The organism is Halobacterium wangiae (assembly GCF_021249345.1).
GTDB classification, from domain to species: Archaea; Halobacteriota; Halobacteria; order Halobacteriales; family Halobacteriaceae; genus Halobacterium; species Halobacterium wangiae.
This window is the reverse complement of sequence record NZ_CP089588.1, coordinates 2,346,670-2,365,634: the sequence shown is the minus strand read 5'-3', so window position 1 is coordinate 2,365,634 and position 18,965 is coordinate 2,346,670. Positions and strand designations below refer to the sequence as shown.

Sequence of the window (18,965 nt, the reverse complement as noted above, 5' to 3'; positions counted from 1 at the left end):
GATGAGGACGCGTAGGGCGGTCGTGGTACTCCGTGACACTAGCAAGGTTTAAAGGGAAAACGCGGCTTACATCCGGGTAACATGGCAAGCGAGAAGATCCTGGGCATCGACCTCGGCACCACGAACAGCGCGTTCGCGGTGATGGAGGGCGGCGACCCCGAGATCATCGTCAACGGAGAGGGCGACCGGACCACGCCGTCGGTCGTCGCGTTCGACGACGGCGAGCGCCTCATCGGCAAACCCGCGAAGAACCAGGCGGTTCAGAACCCCGACGAGACCGTCGCGTCCATCAAGCGGCACATGGGCGAGGAGGACTACACCGTCGAACTCGACGGCGAGGAGTACACGCCCGAGCAGGTCTCGGCGATGATCCTCCAGAAGATCAAGCACGACGCCGAGGAGTACCTCGGCCAGGACGTCGAGAAGGCCGTCATCACGGTCCCCGCGTACTTCAACGACCGCCAGCGCCAGGCGACGAAGGACGCCGGCGAGATCGCCGGCTTCGAGGTCGAGCGCATCATCAACGAACCGACCGCCGCGTCGATGGCGTACGGCCTCGACGACGAGTCCGACCAGACCGTCCTCGTCTACGACCTCGGGGGCGGCACGTTCGACGTCTCCATCCTCGACCTGGGCGGGGGCGTTTACGAGGTCGTCGCCACTAACGGTGACAACGACCTCGGCGGCGACGACTGGGACGAGGCCATCATCGACCACCTCGCCGAGGAGTTCGAGAACAACCACGGCATCGACCTCCGCGAGGACCGCCAGGCCCTCCAGCGCCTGAAGGACGCCGCCGAGGAGGCGAAGATCGAACTCTCCTCCCGGAAGGAGACGACGGTTAACCTCCCGTTCGTCACGGCGACGGACTCCGGCCCCGTCCACCTCGAACAGGACCTCACGCGCGCGACGTTCGAGAACCTCACCGAGGACCTCATCGAGCGCACCGTCGGCCCGACGGAGCAGGCCCTCGAGGACGCCGGGTTCTCGAAGGACGACATCGACGAGGTCATCCTCGTCGGTGGCTCCACGCGGATGCCCCAGGTCCAGGAGAAGGTCACCGAACTCGTCGGCCAGGAGCCCAAGAAGAACGTCAACCCCGACGAGGCCGTCGCGCTCGGCGCGGCCGTCCAGGGCGGCGTGCTCTCCGGCGAGGTCGACGACATCGTGCTCGTCGACGTCACCCCACTCAGCCTCGGTATCGAGGTGAAGGGTGGCCTCTTCGAGCGCCTCATCGAGAAGAACACCGCCATCCCGACGACCGCCTCGAAGGTCTTCACCACCGCCGCCGCCAACCAGACGAACGTCCAGATCCGCGTCTTCCAGGGCGAGCGCGAGATCGCCGACGAGAACGAGTTCCTCGGCGACTTCCACCTCTCCGGCATCCCGCCGTCCCCCGCGGGCGTCCCCGAAATCGAGGTCTCCTTCGAGATCGACGCCGACGGCATCGTCAACGTCGAGGCCGAGGACAAGGGTTCGGGCAACGCCGAGTCCATCACCATCGAGGGCGGCGCCGGTCTCTCCGACGACCAGATCGAGCAGATGCAGGAGGAGGCCGAGGAGCACGCCGAGGAGGACGAGCAGCGCCGACAGCGCATCGAGGCCCGTAACGAGGCCGAGACCGCCATCCAGCGCGCCGAGAACCTCCTCGAGGAGAACGAGGAGATGGTCGACGACGACCTCGAGTCCGACGTCCGCGACGAGATCGAGAGCGTCCAGGAGGTCCTCGACGACGAGGACGCCGACGCCGACGAACTCGAGACCGCGACCGAGAGCCTGAGCAAGACGCTCCAGGAGATCGGCAAGCAGGCCTACCAGCAGCAGGCCCAGGCCGGCGCGGCGGGCGCCGGCGGTGCGGGTGCGGCCGGTGCCGGTGCGGGCGGCATGGGCGGCCCCGGTGAGGGCGCCGACGGCGAGGAGTTCGTCGACGCCGACTTCGAGGACGTCCAGGAAGACGACGAGGACGAGCAGTAACGAGTACGGGCGTCTTCCTGAACTCGGAAGGCGAGCACCGCGAGTCTTCCGTAGTTTCAGAAATCGAGCGGAGCGAGGTTTCTGAATTAGACGACAAGGACGAGCAGTAGCGAGTCCTTCTCCTCTGCTCACAAATTCTCGCGACTACTCTGCTTCGTGTAGCTTCTCGCCACGGTGGAGCCGCGTGGCGATGGAGAACGTCTGCTCGTTCGAGCGACGCGTCGGGAAGTGCGCCGCCATGTAGCGGGCGGCCGCCATCAGCGCCAGACGCTGCTCCCACTCGTCGTCGGCGGCGTCGTGGCGCGCGAAGTGCCCCTCGACGTTCTGGATGGTGTGGAAGCCCGCGTCCTCCCGGAGGAGCCCACGCCCGAGCACGCGCTTCAGGTCGTCGACGTCGCCACCGGCGTCGAAGTGCTCGGAGACGAACGCCGCCGCGCGGTTCACCTGTCCCTGCTCGTCGAAGCACGCGAGGACGTCTTCGCGGACGTCGGCGGGGTCGCGGTCGGAGTCGCCGGGCGTCGGGAGTGGTGCGCGTGGACTGTTGAGGAAGCGGTCGAGGTAGACGGAGATCGCGGCGTCGAAACAGCCGCGGTAGAGCGCCGTCGCGTCGGTCCGCTGGGTCGCTTCGAAGACGGCGTTCGCGTACGAGAACGTGTGGTGGACCGTGTTCCAGTCGGCGAACTCGTTGTTGGTGGCGAACCAGGCGACCCGGCGGGTCGCGGCGCGGGCGACGGCGTCCGCGAGTTCCGTCTGGCTCGCCCCCTCGCGGATGGCTCCGGTGAGCGCGTCGACGACGTGCTCCGGGTCGTCGACGAGTAGTTCGTCGACGAACTCCTCCGGTTCGCTCCACTCCTTCCCGTCGCCTGCCGCGACGAGGTCCGGCAGGCGCTCGTGGACGTCGAACACCAGTTCGGCGACGTCGATAGGGGTGCGCCAGGACGACAGCTCCTCCGAGCGGGTGGCGTCGGTCAACTGGTCGACCGTGGCGGCGAGGACCTTCGCCGCGTTCGACTCCTCCCCGTCGCCGTGCCAGCCGACGTGGTCCAGCGTCGTGAACGCCTTGTTCAGGAAGTCGACCGTGTGGCCCCCGTTCAGGTAGAGGGAGTCGGTCGCGGCGGTGAAGACGATCTCGGCGACCGCCTCGGGGTCGAGGCACGCGACTGCAGTGAGCAGGCACCGTTCGGCGCCGTCGTCGTCCCGGACCTCGACGCTCTCGCGGAACCAGGACTTGAGCCGGTCCTTCGAGAGGTCGCGGTTGTCGAAGGCGTACTGCTGGAACCGCGGAGGCTCGCCCGCGCAGTCGTCGGCGACCTCGCGGACGCCCGCGAACATCGCGCGACGCCTGTCGCGGCCGCCGACCTGCGAGTAGAGGTTCGCCGTGCAGCCGAGTGTGGTGAGCCCGCGCCCCCAGCCCGCCGACCGGTACTTCGTCCCGAAGTCGACGGCTGTCTCGATCGGCGTGTGGAACCCCTCGCCGGCGTCGTCGAGGCCGACGACGGCTTTCGCCATCACGAGGGAGAGGTTCTCGTGGAGGCCATCGGCGAGTCGATTCCGCCAGTGGACGTTCGGGGGGAGTTTCCGGGGCGGGTCCGGGTCGAGGTACACCTCGTCGTCCCGTATCTCGACAGGGAACGTCTGCACGTCGTCGGCCCACGGGTCGAAGGTGTCCCCCGCCTCCAGTTCGAAGCGGGCGTGGTGCCAGTGGCAGGTGAGCACGCCGTCGTCGAGGGTGCCACGCGTGAGCGGGAACCCCATGTGCGGACAGCGGTTGTCGACGGCGTACACCTCGCCTTCGTGGTAGAAGAGCGCGATCGCCTGACCGTCCTCGGTGACGACCAGCCGCCCCTCCTCGTCCAGTTCCGCGCGCGACGCGACGGGACGCATATCGTCGGGTTCTGCGGCCATGTCTGTGAGCTAGTCACACACGCACTTGGAGGTTCCCTGAAACGAGTTTCAGTACCCGCGCTGGGACACCCGCGCATCCAACCCGTTCTTTTCAAGTGTCTCAGCGGAGTAGGGACGCACAACGAATGAGCGAGGACTTCTACGACGTGCTCGGCGTTGGGCGGGACGCCGACGAGGCGGAGATACAGCAGGCCTACCGCCAGAAGGTCTCGGAGTACCACCCCGACGTGAACGACGACCCGGACGCAGAGGAGAAGTTCAGGAAGATACAGAAGGCCAAGGACGTGCTGACCGACGAGGAGAAGCGCCAGCAGTACGACCAGCTCGGCCACGACCGGTACGAGGAGGCCGAGAAGCGCGGCGGCGCCGGCGGTGGCGCGGGTGCCGGCCGTGGCAACCCGTTCGGCGGTGCCGGTGGCGCGGGCGGCATGGGCGACATCTTCGAGCAGTTCTTCGGCGGTGGTGCTGGCCGCGGCCAGCAGCGACCCCAGCAGGGCCGGGACCTCCGCACGCACCTCACCATCGACCTCGAGGAGGCCTACGAGGGCGTCCAGAAGCAGGTGACCGTCCGACGACCCGAACGATGTCCGGACTGTGACGGCGCAGGCTACCCCGAGGACGCAGACGTCCGCACGTGTCCGCAGTGCGACGGCCGCGGCCAGGTCACGCAGGTCCGCCAGACGCCCCTCGGTCGGGTCCAGCAGACCCAGGAGTGTTCGCGCTGCGGCGGCGAGGGAGAACTCCACTCCGAGACGTGTTCGACCTGCAGCGGCCAGGGCCAGGTACGCGAGGAGGCCACGCTCACCGTCGACGTCCCCGCGGGCATCCGCTCCGGGCAGACGCTCCGCATGGAGCGCGAGGGTGCGCCCGGCGACAAGGGAGCCCCGAACGGCGACCTCCTCGTCGAAGTCGAGGTCGAGCCCCACCCCGACTTCGAGCGCGAGGGTGACGACCTCCACCACCGTCACGCCGTCTCGTTCCCCCAGGCCGTCTTCGGCGACGACATCGAGGTCCCGACCCTCGACGGCGCCGCCTCCTTCGACCTCGAGGCGGGCACGCAGAGCGGCGAGACGTTCCGCCTCAAGGGGAAGGGGATGCCCCGACTCCGCCGCCGCGGCCAGGGTGACCTCTACGTCACCGTCCAGGTCGTCACCCCGGATTCGCTCAACGAGGAGCAGCGCGAGGCTCTCGAAGCGTTCGCGGAGGCCGGCGGCGAGGAGATCGACGTCGAGCAGGGGTTCTTCGAGAAGCTCAAAAGCTCCTTCTAAGCGACCGTTTACGCTGCACTCGGCGGCCTTCGGCCGCCTCGTTCGGTAAGAGCTCGGACAAAAACACTGCGTCACTCCCTACGGTCGCTCTTTGGCCCGCGCTCAGTTCGTTCGCGCGGTGAACCGCGACCCGAGCGGGTCGAGGACCCGGAAGTGTCGCGGATGCTTGGTCGGTGCTCGCGTAGGTTCAAGTACCAGAACGGGACCACCCCGGACCGTGAACTGACCACTGGCGCGGGGCGTGAGGCGCATCCGACGAGCGGCCAACCGCGAGCGCCGTCCACGGAGCACGGCACGCCGTCCCGCGAGCGAGAGTGCCGTCTGTCAGCCCGACCCGGAAGGTGTTTGCCGCAGACGCACCGACAGCCGAGCATGGAGACGCTCGCCGACGTCGTGGCGGCGCTGGACGACCCCGACCGACCGGCGATTCGTGCGGAGCGCGTCCACGACGCCCGGGAGACTCGCTCGAAGGTGTACAAGACCGGGAACGCGCTGCGGCACCGCGGCGTCCGGGAGGACGCGGGGGTCGCCGTCCTCGACGTCCCGGAACCGGCGGCGCTGCACACGTTTCTGGGAGCCGCCCTGCTCGGCGCGACGGTCACGTTCGGACCAGGGTTCGTCGTCGACGCGCGCGTGCTCGCCGGGCCGACCGGTCAACTCGGGGAGTACGACCTGCCGACAGGCGGGCAACGCGTCGGCTGGGGCGCACCACCCGCGGACCCGTCTTGGATGTACTTCGAGCGGGACGTCTGGAGCGAGAATCCGGCGTTTCCGCAGCCCTCGGTGACGGCCGAGACTGAACTACTCCCAGGCGTGACTCACGGCGAGGCGGTGGCCGCGGCGGAGTCCGTCGCCACCGACCTCGAGGAGGACGACGTCGTCGCGCTCCGAGCGCCGCTCTCACACCCCGGCACTGTGGTCGCCGGCGTCGTCGCACCACTGCTCGCCGGAGCCTCAGTCTCGCTGCCGAGCGCGACCACCGACGCGACGGTCGCAGTCACCGACGGTGACGCGCCGGAACCGCGCCAGATAGCTCCCGACGACGCCGCCCCCGAGTGAATGCGAACCATTCTCTCGGAACCGATTTAGGCCGGGACTGAGATGCCCGACACATGCCAGGTGCAGTGTTTCGGCGCGGCGACCGGGTGACCCTCCGTCCGGTCGAACGCGAGGACGCCGAGTTCATCCAGCGCGGCCACAACCACCCGGACGTGGCCGTCTCGCTGGGTCTGAATCGGCCCGAGAACGAGTCGGAGGCGGAGTCGAGCATCGAGGGCAACGAGGACGACCCGCTGAACGTCGGCCTCCTCGTTTGCCTGGAGGACGACGAGGAACCGACGCCCATCGGGAAGGTGTCCCTGCAGAACCTCCACCACACGCGCCCCGAGCTCTCCTACTGGATCGTTCCAGAGCACCAGGGGAACGGCTACGGGACCGAAGCCGTCGAGGTGCTCGTAGACTACGCGTTCAGCGCGCACGAGATCCGCGGCCTGCAGGCGCAGGCGTTCGCCCCGAACCAGGGGTCCGTCGGTGTACTGGAGAACGTCGGGTTCACCCACGAGGGCACCCTCCGGGACGCGCGCTTCCGCGACGGCGAGTACGTCGACGTGGTGTGGTACGGACTGCTCCGCGAGGAGTGGGAGGACGACTGATGCCCGGACCGATTCTCGAGGTCGGCGACGACCTCGTCCTGCGAACAGTCGAACGCGAGGACGCGGCGTTCCTCCAGCGACTGTTCACTGACCCCCACGCGAGACTCGGGTTCCACGAACGGAGCCACAAGAACGAGAACGAGGTCGAGGAGCTGATCGAGGAGCAGATCGAGGACGACAGCAACGCCGCCTACGTCGCGTGTGTCGACGAGGCGGACGCCCCCTGGGAGCACCCCGAGGAGGACGACACGACGCCGGTAGCGTTCGTATACGCAGGCCACGTCGACCGTGATCGGCCAAACCTCGTACTCTGGGTGCCCCCCGAGCATCGCGGTGACGGGCACGCGAAAGCCGCCCTCGAACTCTCGCTTGAGGGGCTGTTCCGGACCTACGACGCGCACAGCGTCGGTGCGTCGGTGCTAGAGGGTGACGATACGACTCGTGAGGCGTTCGACGCCGTCGGGTTCACCGACGAGGGCCGCGGCCGCGAGCTGGTGTTCGTCGACGGCGAGTACCGCGACCTGCTCCAGTTCGGACTGCTCCGCGAGGAGTGGGAGGACGACTGATGCCCGGACCAATCGTCGTCGCAGGCGACGACGTCGTCCTCCGGACGGTCGAACACGAGGACGCGGCGTTCCTCCAGCGCTCGTGTACGGACCCCCGAATCAGGTACTCGTTGGGGTCCATCCACCACCGCTCGCGCGCCCAGCAGGAGGAGGGCATCGAGCACTGGGTGGAGGACGACGGGAACGCCGTGTTCGTCGCCTGCGTGGACGACGACGACGCTCCAGCGGGCCACCCCGACGAGGACGAGACAACGCCCGTCGGGAGCTTCAGTGCCCGGCACGTCGACGGCGACCGCGCGTGGCTGGCGTACTGGCTCGTCCCCGAGCACCACGGCGAGGGGTACGGCCGCGAGATGGCGGAACTCGGCATCGACTACCTGTTCAGCAACTACGACGTCCACGGGATCAGCGCGGGCGCCTACGAGTTCAACGACGCGTCCCGCGGTCTCCTCGAGGCGATGGGGTTCACGCAGGTGGCGCGTCGCCGCGAATCCCGCTACATCGACGGCGACTACTACGACGAGATCCAGTACGACGTGCTGCGACGGGAGTGGGAGGACGACTGATGCCCGGGCCGGTCGTCGAGCGCGGCGAGCGCGTGACGTTCCGCACGGTGGAGCGCTCGGACGCGGCGTTCCAGCAGCGCGCTACTACCGACCCCCGCGTCCGGTACCTCCTCGGGATGGCCGAGCAAAAGAACCTGGAGGAGGCCGAGGACCTCGTCGAGGACCGGAGCGAAAGCGACAGCAACCTGAGTTTCGTCGTCTGTCTGGACGACGAAGACGCCCCCGACGGCCACCCGCACGACGAGGAGACGACACCTATCGGGATGGTCCACGCCCACCGGGTCGACGGTGAGCGCGCACACCTGGCCTACTGGCTGCTCCCCGAGCGCCACGGCGAGGGCTACGGGACGGAGGCCGCGGAACTGCTCGTCGACCTCGTGTTCCGGACGACGAGCGTCCACAGCGTCGGCGCGGGGGCGTTCGCTCACAACGAGGCGTCCCGCGGCCTCCTGGAGTCACTCGGGTTCACGCAGGAGCTCCGACACCGGGAGGCGACGTACGTGGACGGCGAGTACCGCGACTTCGTGAACTACGGGTTGCTCCGCCGCGAGTGGGCCGAAGAATAACGCTTTTTCGTGCGTGACGGTTCGGTCGGGCCGATGTCGGAGCCCCGCGCCTGCTGTGTCGTCCGTCGCGACGGTGAGTTGCTGGTCGAGGAGCGCGTCGACCCCGACGCCGGCGAGCGCGTCTTCCGGCCGCTCGGTCGGCACGTCGGCGATGACGCTGCCGAGTCCGCACTCGAAGCGGAGTTCTCGTCGGTGCTGGGCGTCGAGCTGGTGGCGGCCTCGGCGCTCGGAACGTTCGACGGCGTGCGGGTGCTGGAGGGGAGCATCCGGGAGGCCTGGCCGTACGCCGAGTCGGGGTTCACGGTGTACGACCCCGACGTGGGCGAGACGACGCGGGTCTGCTGGCTCCACGTCGACGACTTCCGGAAGTACGGCGAGACGCTGGCCCCGGAGGGGCTGCTCGACGCGCTCTAGGAGGCGTCTCGCAGGGCTTCGAGGGCGTCCGGGTTCTCGATGCTGGAGAGGTCGCCGATGTTCTCGCCCGTGTAGGCGCCCTCGATGGCGCGCCTAATGATCTTCCCAGACTGCGTCTTCGGGAACGCGTCGACGAACAGCACCTCGCGTGGCCGGAACGGTTTGCCGAGTTCCTCGCCGACGTGGGCGCGCAGTTCCTCGGCGAGCGCGTCACTGGGTGACTCGCGGTCCTCGAGGATGACGTAGGCGACGACCGCCTCGCCGGTGGTGTCGTCGGGGACGCCCACCGCAGCGGCCTGGTTGACGGCCTCGTGGTCGATGAGCGCGCCCTCGACCTCCGCGGGGCCGACCTTCCGGCCTGCGACGTTGATGGCGTCGTCGGCGCGGCCGTGGAGGAACCAGAAGCCGTCGTCGTCCTGCTGCGCCCAGTCGCCGTGGTTCCAGACGCCCTCGAAGTGCGACCAGTACTCCCTGAGGTAGCGCTCGTCGCCGCTCCACAGCGACTTCGTCATCGCCGGGTTCGAGGAGCGAGCGACGAGGTAGCCGCGTTCGTGTTCGTCCTTGATGGAGTCTCCGCCCTCGTCGACGATGTCGATGTCCATGCCCAGGCCCGGCCCGCCGAGCGTGCAGGGTTTGAGCTCCTGGATGGGCATCGGCATCAGGAAGCAGCCGAACACCTCAGTCCCGCCGGAAATGTTGACGATGGGCGCCTCGCTCCCGCCGACGTGCTCGTAGAACCACTGCCAGCTCTCGGGGTCCCACGGCTCGCCCGTGGAGCCGAGCAGGCGCAGCGAGGAGAGGTCGTGGCCGTCGAGCCACTCGTCGCCGTACTTGCGGAGCGCACGGATGGCGGTCGGCGAGATGCCGAACTGGGTGACGCCGTGGCGGTCGATCAGCTCCCAGAATCGGTCGGGTTCGGGGTGGTCGGGCGCCCCCTCGTACATCACGACGGTACCGCCGAACGCGTGGTTGCCGATGAGCGTCCACGGACCCATCATCCAGCCGATGTCGCTCACCCAGAAGAAGCGGTCGGCTGGCTTCTGGTCGAAGCCGAAGTGGATCTCCTTGGCCGGCTGGACGAGTGCGCCGGCGTGCGTGTGGACGATGCCCTTCGGCTTCCCCGTCGTGCCCGACGAGTAGAGGAGCATGCAGGGGTCGCTGGCGTCCATCACGCGCGTCTCGAACTCGTCGTCCTGCGTCTCGACGGCGTCGGCCCACCACTCGTCGCGACCGTCGTCCCACGGGATGTCGAGGTCGGCCTCGGGGTCACTGGATCCCAACCGGTCGTAGACGATGGTGTGTTCGACGTGACCGGCCTGCTCGATGGCCTCGTCGGCGGTCTGCTTCAGCGTGATGGGGTCGCCGCGGCGGTAGAAGCCGTCGCCCGTGAACAGCACCGAGCACTCGCTGTCCGCGATGCGGGTGGCCGTGGCGTCGACGCCGAACCCGGAGAAGATGGGGACGGCGATGGCACCAACCTTGAAGACGCCGTAGAGGATGCTCTGCACCTCCGGGACCATCGGCATGTAGAGGCCGACGGTGTCGCCCTCGCCGATGCCGCGCTCGGTCAGGGCGTTGGCGACCTTGTTCGCCTGGCGGTGGAGTTCGTGGTACGTGACCTCCCGCACCTCGCCGGGTTCGCCCTCCCAGATGCAGGCGACCCGGTTGCGGTCCGGTGAGTCGGTCGCGGCGTGCCGGTCGACGGTGTTGTGCGCGACGTTCAGTTCCGCGCCAGGGTACCACTCCGTGAACTGTGGGCCGTCGGTCTCGTCGCGCACCTGGTCGAACTCCTCGTGGAAGTCGAGGCCGAGGTAGTCGGGGAGTTCGCCCCAGAACCAGTCGAGGTCGGTCGTCGTGCGCTCGATGAGTTCGTCGTAGTCCGCGATGTCGTGGGCCTGCATGAACGCCCAGACGTTCGTGGACTCGACGAACTCCCGGGTCGGCCGGTGGACGACTTCGTCCACTTCGTCGAGCGAATCCATGTGTTCCACCTCTTCCCTTCGCGTCAAAGTTGTTTCGCAGTGAAACTCGGCCAGGAGCGCGAGACGCGAGGATTCCGCGGACCGACGTGTAGCCGTTCCAAAACGATTATGCCGACGACAGGTAGTTTGTCAGCGTGTATGCGCAGGAGTGGGCCGAGCCACCCGACGAAGATCGTCCTCCTCGCCGTGGTCGTCGTCCTCGCCAGCGTGGTCGCCGCCGGTGGGCTGCTGACGCCACCGTCGGCCGGCGCGGGAGGCGGTGAACGGCTCGGGGTGGACGCTTCGGAGCGGTACGCGTCCATCGAGGGAGTCGCGGCGACGAAGGTGACGGTCGTCGAGCGGGGGGAGGCCACGAGTCGCACCGTCACCGAGGTCCAGCGTCGACCGTCGACCGACGCCCACCGAGAGCTGGTCGTGGGTGACGCCGACCGGCTGCACGAACTCGTGGTGTCGAACGGGTCGACGATGTGGCTGTACGACCGTGACGCGAACGTCGTCGACCAGTTCTCGCTCTCCGGCGACGAGGAGCCCTCCCAGGGCCAGCGACTGGAGCGCCTGTTCACCCGACTGAACGTGTCCGACCCGTCGGAGTCTGCCACCGCACCCGCGAGCCCCGCAATCTCGCCGCTCCCCGTCGTCGCCTCGACGGGGAGTACACCCCCTGGTGCGAGCACCCCAACGGCTGCCGCTCACGGCGTCAGCTACAACGGGACCACGACCGTGGACGGCCGGACAGCCTACGTGCTGCGGGTCGAACCGGCCGACGACGCCGACACAGCGGGGTACCGACAGACGCTGTGGGTGGACGCGGAGTACTTCTTCCCGCTGAAACAGCGGACGGAGTGGACCGAGGACGGAGAGACGGTGTCGACGACCACGACGTACACGAACGTGACGTTCGACCCGGGGCTGGCGAACTCGACGTTCAGCTTCGACCCGCCCGCGAACGCCACCGTCGAGACGCTCGACGTCCCGGAGACGACCACCTACGACAGCGTGCGGGCGCTCCGCGCGGATGCAGCGATCGGCGTCCCGACGCCGGAGCTACCGCCGTCGTTCGGACTGACGTACGCGTCGCGGACGAGCGGCCAGATCCGCGGCGTCGGACTGGCGTACGCGAACGCGACGGCGCGGGTCACGGTCGCGACGTACGACCGGACGTTGCCGGTGCGCGACGGCGACCAGCAGGTGACTGTCGGCGACCGGACGGCCGAGGTCTCGGTCGGCCCGACGACGTCGGTCTCCTGGAACTGCGACGAGTACCGCTACACGGTTCGGGGTGAGGGCGTCCCGGTGGCGCTGCTCGTCGACGTGGCGCGGTCGGTGCAGTGCGAGTGAAACGGCACGAGGACGTCTGGGACTCCCCGGTTCGCTACGAGTAGTTGCGTTCGACGACGTTCAAGTCGCCGTCCACGACGAGTTCGAGCGTGTCGCCGTCGAACTCGACGGCGAGTGCCACCTCCCAGGGGTCCCGCGAGCGCACCGTGACGAAGCGGTCGGTCATCGCGAACTCGAGGTGCCAGACGGGTTCGCTGGTGACGTCGCGGCCGCGCTCATAGCAGAACGAGACGACGGCCGGGTCGTAGAGGAGTGCTTCGCCGACGCCGACGTACATCTGGGCGCCACAGTGCCCGCAGGACTGGTGGACGGAGACCGTGCGGTGCTCGTAGTCGGTGAACGGCGACGCCTCGCCGTCGATGAGTCTGGTGTCCAGGCGGTTCACGCAGGTGGGACAAACCCCGCGCTGGAACGCCAGGCGCCGGTGGCGCGTGTACTGGTTCAGGCGGTCCAGTAGCTCCGGTTCGTCGCCGGGGTCGAGGGTCTCCGGCGGCGCGAGCACCAGGTCGAACAGCGTCTCACAGCCCCGGCACTGCACGGTGAACATGCCGTCGCCGTAGACGCCCTCCGCGGGGGCACCGCAGTGGTGACAGTCGAAGCCGACGTCCACCGGACCGAACGACGCGTCGCCGGTGAACGTCCCTGCCCGAATCGTTCGGTACAGCGTGGACCCGACCGGTTTGAGGCGGTAGCCGTCCTCGGTCTGGTCGACGAAGCTGCCGACGAGTCGCTGGAGGTGGTAGTTGAACTGGCTGGAGACCACGTCCACGTCGACGGCGTCGTGGAGCTCCGAGAACGAGAGGATGGGACGCGGTCCCTCCTGGCCGCGCTCGTCGCCGAGCGTCCGGATAATGGCGGCGCGGATCTCGTTGCCGACCAGCGCGAACGCGGACTCGTCGCCCTCGACGTCTGCGTCCACCTCCGGGCCGCTCGGCCACCCCGGGAGGATCTGCTCGCCGGGAGCGTACGCCGCGTCTGGCGCGGGGTCCTCGTCACTCGTCATCGCCGGCCAGTTTCAGACGCGGCGAGTAAACAGTTGCCCCGCGAGAGAATCGACCCGGGAACTTTTGGTATCCGTCGACGCCACAACTCGACATGAGACGCGTCCCCCTCGCAGTCGTCGTCCTCCTGCTCGCCGCCGCCAGCGTCGCTGGCACCCCGGCAGCCGACCCGAGCGCGGAAGTCGTCGCGCGGTACCCCAGCGATGGCGAGATGGTCGAAGAGCCAGTGGTCACGCCGTCGGACGTCGAGCGCGCCGGCGCACCCGAGAGAGGGGAGACCGGCTGGCAGGTCCCGGTGACGCTCACCGACTCTGGCGCCGCGTCGTTCACCGACACGCTCGTCGACGCCGGGTTCACCGACGAGGGCGTCCAGTCGTGTCGGGCCGACGCGGAACGCAACGACCAGGGGTACTGCCTGCTCACCGTCGTCGACGGCGAGGTGGTCAGCGCCTACAGCCTCGGCGCGGGCCTCGCCGACGCCATCGAGTCGGGGTCGTTCGAGGCGAACCCGCAGTTCGTCTTCGTGACACAGAACGAGACGACGGCGGAACGCGCCGCGCGAGCGTTCGGCTGGACGCCCCCGGAGACGACCCGGACGTCGGAGACGCCGGAGTCGACGGAGACGACAGTGGAGTCCGGCGAGACGACGACGGACCTCGCCGACAGCGACACGTCGGCCGCCGACGTCCCCGGGTTCGGCCTCCTCGTGGCGCTGCTCGCAGTCGCAGTGGGTACCGTGGTCAGTCGTAGGCACTGACGGCGGGCCTGGTGACGACACTCCTCCTGGCGCTCCCGAGATATACCGGTCCGCAAACCCTTTTCCCCACCCCGGTCCAACAACCAGGTGTGATGCAAGCACGGGACGCCAAGAAACACGAGGAGGTGTGGCTGCTCGACCGCCTCGACGAGTACGGGTTCGAGGACCCGGCGTTCCGCTCGCGAGACTACGTGCTCGCGATCGAGGACGACACCCGGGAGCGCGCCGGGTTCGCTCGACTCCGCGCCCACGACGCCGGGGAACCGGTCTGCGAGTTCACGAACATCGGCGTCCTGGAGGAGTACCGCGGCCAGGGCGTCGGTGCACGGCTCCTGGAGTTCCTCATGGACGAAGCCCGCGAACAGGGCTTCGAGGGGGCGTACGCGCTCTCCGACGAGGGCGACTACCTCTCGCAGTTCGGCTTCGAGCGCGTGGACGCCGAGGACCTCCCCGAGCCGCTCCCCGCGCGACTCGACGCCGTCCGCGACTACCGGCCGAACGCGGAGCCGTTCCACCTCGACTTCGAGGAGTTCGCGATTCCGCTCCGACTCCGGCGACGGTTCTCCGACGAGGAGGGCACCGACGACCCGGAGACCCCCGAGGACTTCGGGATCGACCCGGACTCGGCGACGTACAAGTACGACACCGGGAGCAAGTGACACGGCCCGCGAAGGCTTTTGAGCGCGGCGGGTGACCGGCGTGGTATGACGGAGTTCGTCACGCCGCCACCGATGGAACCCGGCGACAGCGTCGCCGTCGTCGCACCGTCCTCCGGTGGTGCTCGGAACGCACCGCACCTGCTCGAACTCGCCCTCGACCGCCTCCGGGACGTCTTCGACCTCGAGCCCGTGGTGTACCCGACGGCCCGGCAGGGCGACGAGTTCCTCGCCGACAATCCGCGAGCGCGCGCCGCCGACCTCCACGCCGCGTTCCGCGACCCGGAGATCGAGGGAATATTCGCGACCATCGGCGGCGCCGACCAGTTACGGGTGCTGAAGCACCTCGACGCGGACGTGCTCCGCGAGCAGGCGACGCGGTTCTACGGGATGAGCGACAACACGAACCTCGGGCTCTACCTCTGGAAGCACGGCGTCGTGTCGTTCAACGGCGGTCAGCTCCTGAACGAGATCGCGACTCCCGGCGGCGTCCCCGAGTACACCGAACACTACTGCCGGCGGGTGTTCTTCGAGGACCCCGGGGGCGAACTGGAAGCCAGCGACGAGTGGACGGACGAGCCGAGCCACTGGTGGTCGGACCCGTGTCTGCTCGGCGAACGCCCGGAGTACGAACCCAACCCCGGGTGGCGGTGGGCTGGCGGCGACGAGGTCGTGACCGGTCGGCTCTGGGGCGGTTGCCGCGCCATCATCGACTGGCACCTCGCCAGCGAGCGCCACCTCCCCGACCTCGAACGCCTCGACGGTGCCGTGCTCTGCGTCGAGACGGCCCAGGACCTCCCGTCGCCGACGATGGTCGGCGGGAGCCTGATGGCGATGGGCGAACGCGGGCTACTGGAGCGCTTCGACGGCGTACTCGTCGGGCGCCCGCCGACCCGGAGCTACGCAGCCGGCCCGCCGGGCGGCGACCGCGAACGCTACCGCGAAGAGGTCTACGACGCCGTCGTCGAGTGGGTCGGGCGCTACAACCCTGACGCGCCCGTGGTGTGTGGCCTCGATTGGGGGCACACGAACCCGGTCGCCCCGATGCCGATCGGCCGGGAGGTCGAGATCGACCCCGAGACGGAGCGAGTCGTCGTCCGGTGATATTCCGACGAACGTACAAGCATTAAGACGACGCTCCCCGTTCGCCTAGGTAATGTACGATTCCGAGGACCTCGAGCGCATCCGCGAGTCCCGGGAGGAGTGGGAGGCCGACACGCTCGGACCCACGCTCGACCGGTTCGGCGAGCGCCAGGAACAGTTCACGACGGACACCGGCGGCCAGCCGGTCGACCGCCTCTACACGCCCGAGGACGTCTCGGAACTCGACTACGAGGAGGACCTCGGGTTCCCGGGCGAGGAGCCCTACACACGGGGTCCCTACCCCACGATGTATCGGGGTCGGCTGTGGACGATGCGGCAGTACGCCGGCTTCGGGACGCCCGACGAAACCAACGAGCGGTTCCACTACCTGCTCGACCAGGGCCAGACCGGGCTGTCGATGGCGTTCGACCTGCCGACCCAGATGGGCTACGACTCAGACGCCACGATGGCCCAGGGTGAGGTCGGCAAGTCGGGGGTCGCCATCGACACGCTCGCGGACTTCGAGCGGGTGTTTAAGGGGATCCCGCTGGACGAGGTGTCGACGTCGATGACCATCAACGCCCCCGCCAGCGTGCTGCTCGCGATGTACATCGCCGTGGGGGACAAGCAGGGCGTCGACCGCGAGGAGCTCCGGGGTACCATCCAGAACGACATCCTCAAGGAGTACGTCGCGCGCAACACCTACATCTTCCCGCCGGAGCCCTCGATGCGCGTCATCACGGACATCTTCGAGTTCTGCGCCGACGAGACGCCGAAGTTCAACACCATCTCCATCTCCGGCTACCACATCCGCGAGGCTGGTGCGACCGCCGCCCAGGAGATCGCGTTCACGCTCGCCGACGGCATCGAGTACGTCGAGACCGCCCTCGACGCCGGCCTCGACGTCGACGAGTTCGCGCCACAGCTCTCCTTCTTCTTCAACGCCCACAACAACATCCTCGAGGAGGTCGCGAAGTTCCGCGCCGCCCGTCGCATGTGGGCGACGATCATGGAGGAGCGCTTCGGCGCCGAGAGCCCGAAGAGCAAGCAGCTGAAGTTCCACACGCAGACCGCGGGGTCGACGCTCACCGCTCAGCAGATCGACAACAACATCGTCCGCGTGGCCTACCAGGCGCTCGCGGCCGTCCTCGGCGGGACGCAGAGCCTCCACACGAACGGGAAGGACGAGGCGCTCTCGATTCCCACGGAGGACTCCGTGCGGACCGCGCTGCGCACCCAGCAGATCCTCGCCCACGAGTCCGGCGCGGCCGACACCATCGACCCGCTCGCGGGCTCCTACTACGTCGAATCGCTGACCGACGACGTCGAGGCAAAGGCACTGGACCTCATCGACGAGGTCGAACAGCAGGGCGGGATGCGCCAGGCCGTCGAGGACCAGTGGGTCCAGCGCCAGATCCAGGACGTCGCCTTCGAGCGCCAGGAGGAGGTCGAGGAGAAGGACCGCGTCATCGTCGGGGTCAACGAGTTCCAGGTCGACGAGGAGGCCGAAGTCGACATCGAGGAGGTCACCGAGGAGGACGAACAGCGCAAGGTGAACGGCCTGGAGGCCGTCAAGGACGACCGCGACGAGGCGGCCGTGGAGGACGCGCTTGCGGCGCTCCGGGACGCCGCAGAGAGCGACGAGAACCTGATGCCCTACATCGTGGACGCCGTGAAGGCGTACGCCAGCGTCGGCGAGATCTGCAACACGCTCCGCGACGTCTTCGGCGAACACCGTCCCTGAGCGGCGGTCCGAGCCAGTCCCGCCGCGGTCGCGGCGACACACACCGGAACGCCCCGGAACTTTGTCACTCGGTCACGAACGGAGAACCATGAGTACCGACTGGACCCCCGAACAGATGCCCTCGCAGGCCGGCCGGCAGGTCGTCGTGACTGGCGCGAACAGCGGCGTCGGCTTCGAGGCGACGCGGGCGTTCGCCGCCGCCGGCGCGCACGTCGTACTGGCCGTCCGGAGCACAGAGCGCGGGCAGGAAGCCAAACGAGCCGTCGCGGACGAGTACGCGGGTGCGTCGCTCACCGTCGCCGAACTCGACCTCGCGGATCTCGACTCGGTGCGGGCGTTCGCGGAGTGGTACCGGACCGAGTTCGACGCGATCCACGTGCTCTGCAACAACGCCGGCGTCATGGCGATTCCGCGCTCGGAGACCGCCGACGACTTCGAGACGCAGTTCGGCGTGAACCACCTCGGGCACGTCGCGCTCACCGCGGGCCTGCTCGATACACTCCGGCGGACGAACGGGCAGACCCGCGTCGTCACGCAGTCGAGTGGCGTCCACGAACGCGGCCGCATCGACTTCGAGGACCTCCAGAGCGAGGCGGACTACGACAAGTGGGCGGCGTACGCGCAGTCGAAACTCGCGAACGTGCTGTTCGCGTACGAACTCGACCGGCGACTCCGCGCCGCGAACGCGAGCGTGGCGAGCGTCGCCTGCCACCCGGGGTACGCCGACACGAACCTCCAGCGCCGGGGCCCGGAGCAGGCCGGCTCGCGCCTCCGCCTGTTCGGGATGCAGGTCGCGAACGCCGTCTTCGCCCAGAGCGCCGAACGCGGCGCGTGGCCGATGCTGTACGCCGCCACCCACCCCGACGTCGACGGCGGCGAGTACGTCGGTCCCGGCGGCCTGCTGAACATGCGCGGCCACCCGACCGAGCAGTCCTCCAGCGACCGGTCGTACGACCGCGACGTCGCACGGCCACTCTGGGACGTCTCCGAGGACCTCACCGGCGTGCAGTTCGACCTGCCGACCCCCACTGCGACCCACTAGGCGTCCGCGGCCGCTCGCCGCAGCCTTGATGGCCGGCCGCCGTCTCCGGACGGGTATGCACGTAGACCACGTCGGCGTCGCCACCGACGACGCCAGCGGCCTCGCCGACCTGTACACCGAGTTGTTCGACGCGCCACTCGTCCACGAGGAGACGTTCGACGGCCTCCGCGTCGTCTTCCTCGAACTCGACGGCGAGGGCTACTTCGAACTGCTCGAACCCGTCGAAGAGGGGACGACCATCGGCCGGTACCTGGAGAACCGCGGCGGGGGCATCCACCACGTCGCGCTCGCGACCGACGACATCGCCGCCGCCCTCGAAACCGCTCGCGAGGCTGGGGTCGACCTCATCGACGAGAAACCGCGGCCGGGCGCCTGGGGCCACGACGTCGCGTTCCTGCACCCGAAGTCGACGGGCGGCGCGCTCGTGGAGTTCGTCGAACACTGAGGAGTG

The 18,965-nt window shown here is 68.7% G+C and carries 18 protein-coding genes; 15 read left to right on the top strand and 3 right to left on the bottom strand.

Features of this window, described 5'->3' with window-relative positions:
* Positions 1–81: 81 nt before the first annotated feature.
* Entirely contained in the window at positions 82–1,974 is a 1,893-nt protein-coding gene (dnaK, locus tag LT965_RS12405) for a molecular chaperone DnaK (protein WP_232701118.1), read from the top strand.
* 144 nt (positions 1,975–2,118) lie between these two features.
* On the opposite strand, the gene LT965_RS12400 is transcribed toward dnaK, so the two are convergent.
* Entirely contained in the window at positions 2,119–3,879 is a 1,761-nt protein-coding gene (locus LT965_RS12400; protein ID WP_232701117.1) for a Rieske (2Fe-2S) protein, read from the bottom strand.
* A gap of 125 nt (positions 3,880–4,004) precedes the next feature.
* Here LT965_RS12400 and dnaJ point away from each other — a divergent pair, with 125 nt between their 5' ends.
* The 7 genes from dnaJ (at position 4,005) to LT965_RS12365 (ending at position 8,911) form a co-directional block, all read left to right on the top strand.
* Complete coding sequence (dnaJ, locus tag LT965_RS12395) at positions 4,005–5,147, top strand: molecular chaperone DnaJ (protein WP_232701116.1); 1,143 nt, start codon at positions 4,005–4,007, stop codon at positions 5,145–5,147.
* A 372-nt stretch (positions 5,148–5,519) separates the two neighbouring features.
* On the top strand, positions 5,520–6,206 hold the full coding sequence (locus tag LT965_RS12390) for a class I adenylate-forming enzyme family protein (RefSeq protein WP_232701115.1): 687 nt from the start codon (positions 5,520–5,522) through the stop codon (positions 6,204–6,206).
* Positions 6,207–6,259: 53 nt separating this feature from the next.
* Complete coding sequence (locus LT965_RS12385) at positions 6,260–6,799, top strand: GNAT family N-acetyltransferase (RefSeq protein ID WP_232701114.1); 540 nt, start codon at positions 6,260–6,262, stop codon at positions 6,797–6,799.
* Positions 6,799–7,365, top strand: a complete 567-nt coding sequence (locus LT965_RS12380; RefSeq protein WP_232701113.1) for a GNAT family N-acetyltransferase — start codon at positions 6,799–6,801, stop codon at positions 7,363–7,365. Before LT965_RS12385 ends, LT965_RS12380 begins: the two co-directional genes overlap by 1 nt.
* Positions 7,365–7,931 (top strand): GNAT family N-acetyltransferase, encoded by a 567-nt coding sequence (locus tag LT965_RS12375; protein ID WP_232701112.1) that lies wholly within the window; start codon positions 7,365–7,367, stop codon positions 7,929–7,931. The genes LT965_RS12380 and LT965_RS12375 overlap by 1 nt, the downstream gene beginning before the upstream one ends.
* Positions 7,931–8,497 carry a GNAT family N-acetyltransferase gene (locus LT965_RS12370; RefSeq protein ID WP_232701111.1) on the top strand — a complete coding sequence of 189 codons (567 nt, stop codon included), beginning with the start codon at positions 7,931–7,933 and terminating at the stop codon, positions 8,495–8,497. Before LT965_RS12375 ends, LT965_RS12370 begins: the two co-directional genes overlap by 1 nt.
* 33 nt (positions 8,498–8,530) lie before the next feature.
* Positions 8,531–8,911, top strand: coding sequence for an NUDIX hydrolase (locus LT965_RS12365; protein WP_232701110.1), 381 nt, complete (start codon positions 8,531–8,533; stop codon positions 8,909–8,911).
* Here LT965_RS12365 and LT965_RS12360 read toward each other — a convergent pair.
* On the bottom strand, positions 8,908–10,893 hold the full coding sequence (locus tag LT965_RS12360; RefSeq protein ID WP_232701109.1) for an AMP-binding protein: 1,986 nt from the start codon (positions 10,891–10,893) through the stop codon (positions 8,908–8,910). The genes LT965_RS12365 and LT965_RS12360 overlap by 4 nt on opposite strands.
* 138 nt (positions 10,894–11,031) lie before the next feature.
* Between LT965_RS12360 and LT965_RS12355 the strand changes: the two genes are divergently transcribed.
* On the top strand, positions 11,032–12,231 hold the full coding sequence (locus tag LT965_RS12355) for a LolA family protein (RefSeq protein ID WP_232701108.1): 1,200 nt from the start codon (positions 11,032–11,034) through the stop codon (positions 12,229–12,231).
* Positions 12,232–12,265: 34 nt separating this feature from the next.
* Here the strand turns inward: LT965_RS12355 and LT965_RS12350 are convergent, their stop codons facing one another.
* Positions 12,266–13,234 (bottom strand): DUF7351 domain-containing protein, encoded by a 969-nt coding sequence (locus LT965_RS12350; RefSeq protein ID WP_232701107.1) that lies wholly within the window; start codon positions 13,232–13,234, stop codon positions 12,266–12,268.
* Between the two features lie 92 nt (positions 13,235–13,326).
* On the opposite strand from LT965_RS12350, the gene LT965_RS12345 reads away from it, so the two are divergent.
* The 6 genes from LT965_RS12345 to mce all read left to right on the top strand — a co-directional run bounded on the left by LT965_RS12345 (position 13,327) and on the right by mce (position 18,959).
* Positions 13,327–13,989, top strand: coding sequence for a preprotein translocase subunit SecD family protein (locus LT965_RS12345; protein WP_232701106.1), 663 nt, complete (start codon positions 13,327–13,329; stop codon positions 13,987–13,989).
* A 92-nt stretch (positions 13,990–14,081) separates the two neighbouring features.
* Complete coding sequence (locus LT965_RS12340) at positions 14,082–14,648, top strand: GNAT family N-acetyltransferase (RefSeq protein WP_232701105.1); 567 nt, start codon at positions 14,082–14,084, stop codon at positions 14,646–14,648.
* A gap of 45 nt (positions 14,649–14,693) precedes the next feature.
* Positions 14,694–15,749: a S66 family peptidase gene (locus LT965_RS12335; protein ID WP_232701104.1), complete on the top strand. Its 1,056-nt coding sequence runs from the start codon at positions 14,694–14,696 to the stop codon at positions 15,747–15,749.
* Positions 15,750–15,801: 52 nt separating this feature from the next.
* A complete protein-coding gene (locus tag LT965_RS12330) occupies positions 15,802–17,472 on the top strand; it encodes an acyl-CoA mutase large subunit family protein (protein WP_232701103.1) in 1,671 nt (556 codons plus the stop codon).
* Between the two features lie 88 nt (positions 17,473–17,560).
* A complete protein-coding gene (locus tag LT965_RS12325; protein ID WP_232701102.1) occupies positions 17,561–18,514 on the top strand; it encodes an oxidoreductase in 954 nt (317 codons plus the stop codon).
* Positions 18,515–18,569: 55 nt separating this feature from the next.
* On the top strand, positions 18,570–18,959 hold the full coding sequence (gene mce, locus LT965_RS12320; RefSeq protein WP_232701101.1) for a methylmalonyl-CoA epimerase: 390 nt from the start codon (positions 18,570–18,572) through the stop codon (positions 18,957–18,959).
* The last annotated feature ends 6 nt before the right edge of the window (positions 18,960–18,965 follow it).

What these genes read in the sequence shown, in the direction of transcription:
- dnaK (WP_232701118.1), top strand. Translation starts at nt 82, where the DNA reads ATGGCAAGCGAGAAGATCCTGGGCATCGACCTCGGCACCACGAACAGC.
- LT965_RS12400 (WP_232701117.1), bottom strand. Translation starts at nt 3,879, where the DNA reads ATGGCCGCAGAACCCGACGATATGCGTCCCGTCGCGTCGCGCGCGGAA.
- dnaJ (WP_232701116.1), top strand. Translation starts at nt 4,005, where the DNA reads ATGAGCGAGGACTTCTACGACGTGCTCGGCGTTGGGCGGGACGCCGAC.
- LT965_RS12390 (WP_232701115.1), top strand. Translation starts at nt 5,520, where the DNA reads ATGGAGACGCTCGCCGACGTCGTGGCGGCGCTGGACGACCCCGACCGA.
- LT965_RS12385 (WP_232701114.1), top strand. Translation starts at nt 6,260, where the DNA reads ATGCCAGGTGCAGTGTTTCGGCGCGGCGACCGGGTGACCCTCCGTCCG.
- LT965_RS12380 (WP_232701113.1), top strand. Translation starts at nt 6,799, where the DNA reads ATGCCCGGACCGATTCTCGAGGTCGGCGACGACCTCGTCCTGCGAACA.
- LT965_RS12375 (WP_232701112.1), top strand. Translation starts at nt 7,365, where the DNA reads ATGCCCGGACCAATCGTCGTCGCAGGCGACGACGTCGTCCTCCGGACG.
- LT965_RS12370 (WP_232701111.1), top strand. Translation starts at nt 7,931, where the DNA reads ATGCCCGGGCCGGTCGTCGAGCGCGGCGAGCGCGTGACGTTCCGCACG.
- LT965_RS12365 (WP_232701110.1), top strand. Translation starts at nt 8,531, where the DNA reads ATGTCGGAGCCCCGCGCCTGCTGTGTCGTCCGTCGCGACGGTGAGTTG.
- LT965_RS12360 (WP_232701109.1), bottom strand. Translation starts at nt 10,893, where the DNA reads ATGGATTCGCTCGACGAAGTGGACGAAGTCGTCCACCGGCCGACCCGG.
- LT965_RS12355 (WP_232701108.1), top strand. Translation starts at nt 11,032, where the DNA reads ATGCGCAGGAGTGGGCCGAGCCACCCGACGAAGATCGTCCTCCTCGCC.
- LT965_RS12350 (WP_232701107.1), bottom strand. Translation starts at nt 13,234, where the DNA reads ATGACGAGTGACGAGGACCCCGCGCCAGACGCGGCGTACGCTCCCGGC.
- LT965_RS12345 (WP_232701106.1), top strand. Translation starts at nt 13,327, where the DNA reads ATGAGACGCGTCCCCCTCGCAGTCGTCGTCCTCCTGCTCGCCGCCGCC.
- LT965_RS12340 (WP_232701105.1), top strand. Translation starts at nt 14,082, where the DNA reads ATGCAAGCACGGGACGCCAAGAAACACGAGGAGGTGTGGCTGCTCGAC.
- LT965_RS12335 (WP_232701104.1), top strand. Translation starts at nt 14,694, where the DNA reads ATGACGGAGTTCGTCACGCCGCCACCGATGGAACCCGGCGACAGCGTC.
- LT965_RS12330 (WP_232701103.1), top strand. Translation starts at nt 15,802, where the DNA reads ATGTACGATTCCGAGGACCTCGAGCGCATCCGCGAGTCCCGGGAGGAG.
- LT965_RS12325 (WP_232701102.1), top strand. Translation starts at nt 17,561, where the DNA reads ATGAGTACCGACTGGACCCCCGAACAGATGCCCTCGCAGGCCGGCCGG.
- mce (WP_232701101.1), top strand. Translation starts at nt 18,570, where the DNA reads ATGCACGTAGACCACGTCGGCGTCGCCACCGACGACGCCAGCGGCCTC.